Annotated in this window: 9 protein-coding genes; 4 read left to right on the top strand and 5 right to left on the bottom strand. The window is 68.5% G+C overall.

Annotated elements, in window-relative coordinates; translation table 11 throughout:
• Positions 1-44: 44 nt before the first annotated feature.
• The gene (locus tag VFS34_01005) at positions 45-314 is read left to right on the top strand and encodes a hypothetical protein (GenBank protein HET9793009.1); all 270 of its coding nucleotides are present in this window, start codon (positions 45-47) and stop codon (positions 312-314) included.
• A gap of 13 nt (positions 315-327) precedes the next feature.
• Here VFS34_01005 and VFS34_01000 read toward each other — a convergent pair whose 3' ends face one another.
• From VFS34_01000 to VFS34_00980, 5 genes are read right to left on the bottom strand one after another with little or no spacing between them, the layout of a single operon-like run.
• Positions 328-1467: a hypothetical protein gene (locus tag VFS34_01000; protein ID HET9793008.1), complete on the bottom strand. Its 1140-nt coding sequence runs from the start codon at positions 1465-1467 to the stop codon at positions 328-330.
• Entirely contained in the window at positions 1464-3764 is a 2301-nt protein-coding gene (locus tag VFS34_00995; protein ID HET9793007.1) for a hypothetical protein, read from the bottom strand. Before VFS34_00995 ends, VFS34_01000 begins: the two co-directional genes overlap by 4 nt.
• 7 nt (positions 3765-3771) lie before the next feature.
• Positions 3772-4473, bottom strand: coding sequence for a methyltransferase domain-containing protein (locus tag VFS34_00990; protein ID HET9793006.1), 702 nt, complete (start codon positions 4471-4473; stop codon positions 3772-3774).
• On the bottom strand, positions 4470-5204 hold the full coding sequence (locus tag VFS34_00985) for a class I SAM-dependent methyltransferase (GenBank protein ID HET9793005.1): 735 nt from the start codon (positions 5202-5204) through the stop codon (positions 4470-4472). The genes VFS34_00990 and VFS34_00985 overlap by 4 nt, the downstream gene beginning before the upstream one ends.
• Complete coding sequence (locus VFS34_00980; protein HET9793004.1) at positions 5201-5764, bottom strand: class I SAM-dependent methyltransferase; 564 nt, start codon at positions 5762-5764, stop codon at positions 5201-5203. Before VFS34_00980 ends, VFS34_00985 begins: the two co-directional genes overlap by 4 nt.
• Positions 5765-5805: 41 nt before the next feature.
• Between VFS34_00980 and asnS the strand changes: the two genes are divergently transcribed.
• The 3 genes from asnS (at position 5806) to VFS34_00965 (ending at position 9666) form a co-directional block, all read left to right on the top strand.
• Complete coding sequence (gene asnS, locus VFS34_00975; protein ID HET9793003.1) at positions 5806-7122, top strand: asparagine--tRNA ligase; 1317 nt, start codon at positions 5806-5808, stop codon at positions 7120-7122.
• Positions 7119-8504 (top strand): 30S ribosomal protein S12 methylthiotransferase RimO, encoded by a 1386-nt coding sequence (rimO, locus tag VFS34_00970; GenBank protein ID HET9793002.1) that lies wholly within the window; start codon positions 7119-7121, stop codon positions 8502-8504. Before asnS ends, rimO begins: the two co-directional genes overlap by 4 nt.
• Before the next feature lie 226 nt (positions 8505-8730).
• Positions 8731-9666, top strand: a complete 936-nt coding sequence (locus tag VFS34_00965) for a bifunctional riboflavin kinase/FAD synthetase (protein HET9793001.1) — start codon at positions 8731-8733, stop codon at positions 9664-9666.
• Positions 9667-9705: the final 39 nt, after the last annotated feature.

The following is a 9705-nucleotide window of genomic DNA, read 5'->3' as shown; positions in this document are numbered from 1 at the left end:
ATCGCGATTCCTCTCCGATCGCGGGAAAAGTTATCATCCCGCGCGTGAGCGTATTCATCGGCGGATCGGCGATGTCGATGGCCAAGGACATCGCCGAAGGCTACATCATCGTTTCCGAGCACACGTTCAAGAAATTCCAGGTGCCCGAGCTCCAGGCGTTTCTCGCGGAGGTCGACAAGCTCATGCGGGAGATCCGGGGAGTCATGCCGCCGCCCGACGACATGGACGCGCTCCAGCGGAAGAACCGGAAGCTCCAGCGCCTCACGCAGGCCCAGACGATCGTCAACGCCTTCCGAACGAAATTCCGCCGCTGACGGGCCGCCGGCGTCAGCCGACGAAGATCCAGTGCACGTACCGCGCGAGGAGCAGGACGCCGGTCCCCGCTCCGAGCCAGGCATATGCCGCGGCCGCCGGCCGGCTCCTCACCAGCCAGGAGCCGAACACGATGAAGCAGGGAAAGAGGCCGAGCACGTACCGGTGAAGCGCGTCGAGCGTCCCGCTGTTGAAAAGCAGCAGGAGAGTCGCCGCGCAGTAAAGGCCCTCGGCCGTGCGCCGGCGTCGGAAGAGCTCGGCCGTCAGGATCGTGAAGAGGAGCGCGCTTCCCGCCATCATCGCGAACACGAGCTTCCCGCCCGCTCCCGGCTCGTGGATCCGGGCGACCGCCTCGCGCAGCGCCCCGACGGCGAGGCTCCAGATCGGACGCGGGTGCTGGGCCCAGCCGCGGGTCTTGCTGTGGACGTACAGCAGCGGGTCGCCCCAGCGCGCCGCCAGATAGACGGGAAAAGCGAGCGCGCCCGCCGCGGAGAAGACGATCGCCGCGACCGCCCGGGGGCGCCATCTCCCGAGCCGTTTCGCTTCCTCGCGTCCTATCCAGAAGAGCGGGAGGAGGATCAGAAAACCGTTGAACCGGGTCAGAGCCGCCGCCGCTCCCGCGAGCCCCGCCCAGGCCCAGCGGCCGCGGCGCGCCGCGACGAATGCGCCCGCCGTGGAGAGGAGAAAGAGGGATTCGGTGTACGCGGCCGCGAGAAAGAACGACGAGGGGTAGAAAAGGAGCGCGCCGAGCGCCGGGAGCGCGTCCTCTTCCGCGTCCGACGCGGCCCGGGCGACGAGCAGCAGGGCTCCGAGCAGGGCCGCGACCGAGATCGCGATTCCCGCCGAAAAGGCGGAAGGTCCTCCGCCCGAAGCGAGCCGGATGAGGAGCGGATACAGGGGGTAGAACCCGACGTTGTTCTCCCGGACCGCCGGATCGTAGTGATAGCCCTCGCGCGCGATCTGCTCGTACCACCCCGCGTCCCACCGGGCGAGCGGGGGCGCGATCCGCATCAGATCGGGGCCCCAGCCGTCGGGGTGCGAGATCGGCAGCGCCCAGGCGGCCGCGGCGAGGGCGAGCACGACCGCCGACCAGAGCGCCCACAGGGCGAGGATCGTCGGCGCCGGGAGAGGCCAGACGCGAATCCGGCCGCTCACTTCGCGACCCGGATTCCGATCTTCGGGGGCGCGGCGGTTCCTCCCTGCCGGCCGAAGAACCGGGTCTGAATCGTATGGCGGCCGGGCGGCACGCCGTCGATCCGGTAGCCGTACCCGCAGAAGTCGCCGCACTGGACGTAAGGCTTGACGTGCCGAACCGCGGGCCGGTATTGACCGTAGGTCGCGGATCCGATGTCCCGCCCGTCGAGGAGAACGGCGATCCGGGCGATCCCGTCGGCCGAGGCGGCCCAGCCGTTTCCCCGCACCGTCGACCCGCGGATCACGTCCCCGTCGTTGGGTTCCTCGTACCACCCTTCGGGGGCGGGCGGAAGAGGAAGCGGGTGAGCGAGAACCTCGAGAGTCCGGCGCCGGTCCTCGGCGGAGGGGGAGAACGCGGCCCCCGAAGAGGAATCGGCGCAGACGACCGTATCGTCGGCGCCGATTCCCATTGCGCGAACCGGAACGATCGAGCCTTCGGCGATCGCGCGCGAAAGGAATCTCGCGAGCGAAACCTGCTCCGAGGCGTTCGCCCGGCCGCGATGGAAGAGAATCGTCGAGATTCGGGCGCGGCGGAGCAGCGATACGGCCTCGGGCGGCACCGGGTCCGACGTGAACGCGGCCCGGATCTGTTCGGTCGTCTTGGGAAAGAAGCCGCTGTAGCCGTTCGCGATCGGAAAATCGTGCCCCGTCGCCCATAGCATGTAACAGAGGTCGTCCGAGATCTTCATCGGCAGCTCCAGGACGCCGCCCGGCGGATGGTGCGCGTCGGTCCAGGCGATCGCGGCGGGAGCCGCGGGCACCTGGTCGAACCACGAAACGGGTGCCGCCCGGAGCTCGCCAAGAGTGAGCAAGGCCGCCGCGGCCGGAACGAGAGAGCGCCCCGCACGGCCGAGGCGGAAACGGAGGGCCGACACTCCGAAGGCGGCAAGGACGCCCAGCCCCAGGTGGGCCAGGACGATGCCCCGTGCGGGGGCGCGAATCGCGCCGAGGACCGCCGGGAGAAGCTCGTAAAGTTCGCGGTAAGCGAAAAAGCGCCCGCCGAGCGCCACGACGATTCCCGTCGCGATCATGGCGACCGCCCAGCACACCGCCGGCGATCGGCGCCGGGAGCGCAGCCAGGCCGCGAGGTTCTCGTCTCGCAGGAACGCCGGAAATCGCCACGACAGGCGAACCGCGGCCGACGCGAAGAGGGCCATCGAGAGCCGGAAGGGCTCGTGGACTCTCAGCGGACCGATCCGATATCCCCCGGTCACGGAGTAGGCGAGACGCGCGGCGGCGAGCACGACGATGAGCGTGTCGAGGATGGCGATCTTGCGGGGCGCCGGCAGGCGCGCAGGGACCGGTGTGCGTGGCGGCAGCCTGCTCGATAGGACGTACCCGGCAACGGCGAGAAGCGGCACGAGAAGCCCGAAGAAGAGATCGGCTTCCGGCGAGGAGAAACGGGATGTCAAACCTCCGTAGAGCTTGTTCCGGACGCCAGCGCTTAGGAACGAGGCGGGAGTCGCGCTGTAGTAGACGATCTCGCCGAGGCTGCGATGAAAATGGTAGAGCCGCGACGCGAGAAAGTAGGGGATTGCGAAGGGAAGGACCGCGACGAGAGAGAGCGCGGTCGCTCCCAGGAGTCGGCGGGCGACGGGAGCTTGCCAGGCTCTTCGCCGGGTGAGCTCGAGAGCGGCGGTCAGGGCGAGCGCGAAGCCTCCGAAGATTCCGTAGTGAACGCACGCGATCGCGTTCCATGCGAAGAAGAGGGCATAGAGGATCAGGTCGCGCCGACGGCCGAGTTCGAGAAAACGCCAGAAGAAGAGGAGAAAAAGTGGCAGGAATGCGCCCCATTGCATCTGGAAGTGGGGCAACTGCGAGAATCGGAAGGGAACGAAGGCATAGAAGATGCCCGCGAGCACCGCGGCGACACCATCGCCGGTCATCTCCCGCGCGAGCGCCCAGGCCGCCGCTCCCGAGGAAGCCATTCCCAACAGGAACAGGACGTTGTACACGCCGACCGGGGGGACGCCAGCGAACCGGAGGGGGAAGCCGAAGACGGCGGCCCCGAAGAGATTTTCTGAAAACGCGAGCGTTAACCGAGCGGGGTAGAAGATGTCCGCGTCGAAAAGACGCGCGGGATTGTGAAAGAACTGGCGGGCGTCCCAGTCCAGGATCCAGGTGGCGAGATACGGATCGCCCGGATCCGAGACGAAGCGGGTCAGTCCCGCGGCGAGGGGCCACGTCATCGCGACGGACGCGACCGCGAAGAAAGCGGCGGCAGCCCAGGGCGCCGCCCGCTGCGCCTTTCGAGTCACACCGCGTTCACGTCTTCTTCGCGGTCACGTAGATCTCCGCGTCGCCGCGCTCGCCGGCCTCGATCGTGAGCGACACGAGCTCGAACGCGAGCATCGCAAACCAGTGGCGGAGCTCCTCTTCGGTGTACGGCCGGACGCGGCCGGGGCTGCGGGGGCGGCTCCGCAGGACCTCCCGGAAGGATTTCGTGTATTCGGGCGAGCGGAGGTTGGGAAACTGCGCGAAGAGCGTTCCGCCGGGCCGGAGCACCCGCCGGGCGTCCTCGAGGTAGAGGAACGCGTCCTCCTTCTCGAGGTGCTGCAGGACGAGCAGGGAGAAGACCAGATCGAAATGGGCATCGGGAAAGGCGCGGAGGAACTCGGAGGGCGCGACCTTCCGCAGGAAGACGTTCGGGGCGCCCGCCAGCCGCGCCCGGGCGCGGGCGATCATGCCGCCGCTGATGTCGACGGCATGCATCTCGGCGACCGCGGGGGCGAGGTACTTCTCCACGCGCCCGATGCCGCACCCGATGTTCAGGACACGCGCGCCGGAGGGCGCGAGCCGCGCGATCCGTTCGGCGTCGCGCCGTCCTGCTTCCTCGAAGGACTCCTCCGACGATCCCGAGAAAATCGCCTGCCGCGCGTCCCGCCGGGCATGGTAATTCCAGACCGCGCGGTAGCCTCCGAGAAAGCCGAGCCGCCGGAGGAGCGCCGAGGCGGGGCCGACTCTCACCGCCGGGCCGTCGCGTAGATCTCGGCGTTCCCGCGTGCCCCCGCGGAAACCGTCATGGACTCGACCCGGAATCCGGCGAGCGCGAGGAGGTGGCCGACCTCCGCCTCGGTGTACGCGCGAACCCTCCCCGAGCTGCGCGTGGCGACGCGGGCGCCTTCGACGAAAGCCGCCGTGTATTCGGGGGAAAGCAGATTCGGGAACTGGACCGACAGCGCTCCGCCGGGGCGGAGGATCCTGGCGGCATCTTCGAGATACCGGAAGGCGTCCTCGCGCTCCATGTGCTGGAGGACGAGGAAGGAAAAGACGAGGTCGAACGTCCCGCTTTCGAAGGCGGACAGGAACTCGCCGAGTCCCAGCTCCCGGAGCCGCACGTTCGGGAACCCGGCCAGGCGCGCCCGCGCGCGGGCGATCATCTCGCCGCTGATGTCGACGCCCCACAGTTCGCCGACGAACGGCGCGAGGTACCGATCGACGCGCCCGATGCCGCAGCCGATGTTGAGCACCCGGGCCCCGGGCCCCGCCAGCGGGCGCAGCCGCGCGGCGTCTCCTTCCCCGGAGCTCTCGAAGATGGCGGCGTCGGCGCCGGTGAAGATCGCGTCCACCGCGTTCTTCTCGGCGGCGCGGTTCCACACCGACTTGTAGTCTTCTCCCGGCAGCGCCGCGGCGGCCGGATTCCAGAAGCGGCGCATCCGGCGAATCGCCCCGGAGGCGGCATGTCGGATCAACGTCACGCCTCGCGCATGGCGGTCAACCGGCGGGCGCCGTTCGTCTGCGTGACGAGCGCGACGATCTTGAAGTCCTTGAAGAGGGCTTCGATCTCGCGATTCTGGTACACCACGGAGGTCGTGAACTCGCCGTGGTCGCGGCGGTGGAGGTTTCCCTCCCGGTCGAAGAAGCTCCGCACCGAACGCGTGTCGTCCGGATCGTGGACCCACACCGGAGCGAACGAGATGAAGGCGAGCCCGCCGGGGACGAGCAACCGCCGGATTTCCGACGCCAGGGGAGGAGCGGCGGGTCTCGGAATGAAGCCGAACGTGCCGAGACAGAGGATGCCGTCGAAGGACTCCCCGGGCTGGTCGATCGCGAGGGGACGGCCGGACTTCGCGGGCTCGAGGATCTCCTTGCGGGTGTCGAGCGTGCGCACGGAAAACCCTTTCGCGGAGATCTTCGTCACCAGGTCGTAGCCGGCGGAGAGATCGAGGAGAGCGGGGTCGGGGCGGCGCCTCCGGACGAGAGCGAGGAAGTCGTCGTAGGCGCTCTCGGCCAGCTGGTTCTGCCAGGTGAGCCGCATCGCCGGTGCACAGTAACACACCGGATATAATGCGCGGCTCGATGAAGAAGCCCAGGATCTCTCCCGAAGAGAGCACGGCGATCGCTCGCCTGGCGTCCCGCGCCGGGGGCGAGGCGGTGCTCGCGGGGTGGCTGTACAACCGCCGCTCCTCGGGGAAGATCCAGTTCCTGATCGTCCGGGACGGAACGGGGTACTGCCAGTGCGTCGTCGCGAAGGCGGAAGTGCCGGAATCGGTCTGGGAGGAGGCGGGACGGGCCGCGCAGGAAGCCTCGCTCGTCGTCCGGGGGACCATCCGCGAGGATCGCCGGGCGCCGGGCGGCTACGAGATGACCGTCACGGATCTCGAGATCCTCGGCGAGTCCCCCGACTACCCGATCACGCCCAAGGAGCACGGGATCGACTTTCTCCTCTCCCAAAGGCACCTCTGGATGCGCTCGTCGCGCCAGCACGCGGTCCTGAGAGTGCGCTCGGAGGTCCCCCAGGCGATCCGCGATTTCTTCTACGAACGGGGCTTCACGCTGATCGATTCGCCGATCCTGACCCCCGCCGCGTGCGAGGGGACCTCCACGCTGTTCGAGACGGACTATTTCGGGGAGAAAGCCTACCTCTCGCAGTCGGGGCAGCTGTACCTCGAGCCGGCGGCCGCCGCCTTCGGAAAAGTGTATTGTTTCGGGCCGACATTCCGCGCGGAGAAGTCGAAGACCCGGCGGCACCTGACCGAGTTCTGGATGGTCGAGCCGGAGGTCGCGTTCCTCGAGCTGCCCGGCCTCGAGGCGCTCGCCGAGGAGTTCATGGTCGCGATCGTCGGCCGGGCGCTCGACCGCTGCGCGGAGGACCTCAAGCGCCTCGAGAGGGACACGACGAATCTCCGCAACGTCCAGGCGCCCTTCCCCCGGATCACCTACCGTCAGGCGGTCGAGAAGCTCGCGGCGAAGGGGATGCCGGTGAAGTTCGGCGACGATCTGGGGGGCGACGAGGAGACGGAGATTTCGAAGGAGTTCGACCGGCCCGTGATGATCACGCGCTATCCGGCGGCGATCAAGTCGTTCTACATGCAGCCCGATCCGGAGGATCCGGAGGTCGTTCTCGGCCTCGACATGATCGCGCCGGAGGGCTACGGAGAGATCATCGGCGGGTCGCAGCGCATCCACGACCACGACCTCCTCCTCCAGCGGATCCGCGACAACGGCCTGCCGGTCGAGGCCTACCAGTGGTATCTGGACGTGCGGAAGTACGGCACGTTTCCCCATTCCGGATTCGGCATGGGACTCGAGCGGACGGTCGCCTGGATCTGCGGAATCCACCACTTGAGAGAGGCGATCCCGTATCCGCGCACGCTCAACCGGATATATCCGTGAGGGGACGCGGCGACTCAGCCGAGACCGCGCGTCCTTCCCTTCCCACCGTCGGCATGGTGTCGCTCGGGTGTCCCAAGAACCTCGTCGACAGCGAGATCATGCTCGGGCACCTGAAGGCCGCGGGACACGAGATCGTTCCGGACGAGCGGGCGCGGGTCGTCGTCGTCAACACCTGCGGATTCATCGACCGGGCGAAGGAAGAGTCGGTGAACGCGATCCTCGAGCAGGTCGGCCGGAAGAGCCGCGGCGAGATCGATCGGATCGTGGTGGCCGGGTGCATGGTCCAGAAATACGGCGCCGAGCTCGCGGCCGAGATTCCGGAAGTCGACCACTTCATCGGCCTCGACGAGCTCGAGCTGGCTCCGGCGGCGGCGCTCGGTCTGGCGGCCCTCCCGCGCTTCTCCGAGAAGCCGCTCGCGACGCGCGTCTACGACGAGCTCTCGCCGCGCGTGCTCACGAACCGGCGCGGCTTCTCGTACCTGAAAGTCGCCGAAGGCTGCAACAACCCGTGCACGTTCTGCGTGATCCCGCAGATGCGCGGCCTCCAGCGGAGCCGGACGATCGCGTCCCTCGTCGCCGAGGCGCAGCGGCTCGAAGAGCAGGGAATCCGGGAGCTGAATCTGATCGCGCAGGACACGACCCGCTACGGCGAGGACCTCGGGATGAAGCGGGACGGCCTGGCGCGCCTCGTCGAGGCCCTGATCGCCGAAACCGGGATCCCCTGGATCCGCTTCCTGTACGCGTATCCGAAGACTCTCGACGACTCGGTGCTCTCGCTGATGGCCCGCGAGCCGCGATTCCTGCCGTACGTCGACATTCCGCTCCAGCACGTCTCGCGCGGGATCCTCGCGGCGATGCGCCGCGGCGGGGACCCGAAGAGCTATCGGGCGATGATCGCGCGCATGCGGGAGACCGTGCCGGACCTCGCCATCCGGACGACCTTCATCGTCGGTTTCCCGGGAGAGACCGACGAGCAATTCCGGGAGCTCTGCGAGTTCGTCCGCGAGGCGGAATTAGACAATCTCGGGGTTTTCGCGTATTCACCGGAGCCCTCGTCGGGCGCCGAACCGCTCGGGGACCCGGTGCCTCCCGAGGTCAAGGATGAACGCCGCGCGTTCCTCCTCTCGCTCCAGCAGCCGATCGCGCGCGGGCGGCTGCGCCGGTGGAAGGGGAAGACGGTCGACGTCCTCGTCGAAGGGGAATGCTCCGAGACGGAGCATCTGCTCGAAGGCCGAACGGCCGCGATGGCTCCCGAGATCGATGGCCGGGTTCTGATCAACGAGCTCGCCGATTTCCCGGTGCGGGCCGGTGACATCGTCCGGGCGAAGGTCACCGAAACGCACGAGTACGATCTGGTGGCTCGAGTCGTCGCGCGCCTCTGATGTTCGTGCCGCGCGTCTCTCTCGTCGGGGCGTCGGAATCCGGGCTCCGCGAGGTCGCGGCCCGGTGTTCTCGCCGGGCGCCGGAGCGGTCGAGGGCTCTTCCCCGAGCCGCGAAAGGCCGCATCGCGGAGAGTCTCCCCGAAGCCACCGGGGGGAGGAGGTCCGCGATGCGGGAGCCCGCGGCGGTCGAGGTCTCTCGTCCGAGCCGCGATGCGGGCGACGCGTGATGCAGGTCTTCCGCGAACCCCTCACGTCCTCGGACCTGCCGACCGGCGCCGTCGCGACGATCGGGAACTTCGACGGCGTGCATCTCGGGCACCAGAAGATCCTGTCGGCGGTCGTGGAACGCGCGCGGGCGGAGTCGCGCCCGGCCGTCGCGATCACGTTCGAGCCGCACCCGCTCAAGGTCCTGCACCCGGAGCTCGCGCCCAGGATGATCCAGACGCTTCCGCAGCGCGAGGAGACGCTCGAACGTCTCGGGATCGACGCGCTCCTCGTCGTGCCGTTCACCCGGGACTTCTCGCTGACCGAGCCGGAGGATTTCGTCTCGGGTTTCCTCCGGCGGCGGCTCGCCGTCTCCGAGATCCTCCTCGGCTCGCACTTCGCGTTCGGCCGGGGGAAGCGCGGCAATCTGGAGCTGCTTCGCGCGATGGGCCCGGCCAACGGGTTCACGGCCGAAGGGGTGGACGAGGTCTTCTTCGAGGGGGCCCCGATCTCCTCGACGCGCATCCGCCAGGCGATCTCGGCCGGCGACATCCGGTCGGCGAACGCGATGCTCGGCCGCCCCCACGCGATGGACGGCGTGATCGCCCGCGGCGACCGGATGGGGCGGAAGATCGGCTATCCGACGATCAACCTGCGCCCCGAGAACGAGCTCTCGCCGGCCGACGGCGTCTACTTCTCGAGGGTGTTCTTCAAGTCCTTCGGGCGCGAGTTCGACTGCGTGACGAACATCGGCCGCCGCCCGACCGTCTACGAGAACTACGAGACGACGATCGAGTCGTTCGTCCTCGACTTCTCGAGCGACGTGTACGGCGAGAAGGTCCGCCTTTTCTTCCACGACCGTGTCCGCGACGAGATGACGTTCCCGTCCATGATGGCGCTCACCGAGCAGATCGGCCGGGACATCGAAGCGACCCGGGACTATTTTTCGCGGCATTGAGCGCCGCTTGGCCGGTTCTCGCCGGAGTGCTCGCCGTCG

It is taken from the genome of Thermoanaerobaculia bacterium, assembly GCA_035717485.1.
Taxonomy (GTDB): domain Bacteria; phylum Acidobacteriota; class Thermoanaerobaculia; order UBA5066; family DATFVB01; genus DATFVB01.
The sequence above is the reverse complement of the archived record's forward strand: the minus strand, read 5'-3'. Positions and strand labels throughout refer to the sequence as shown.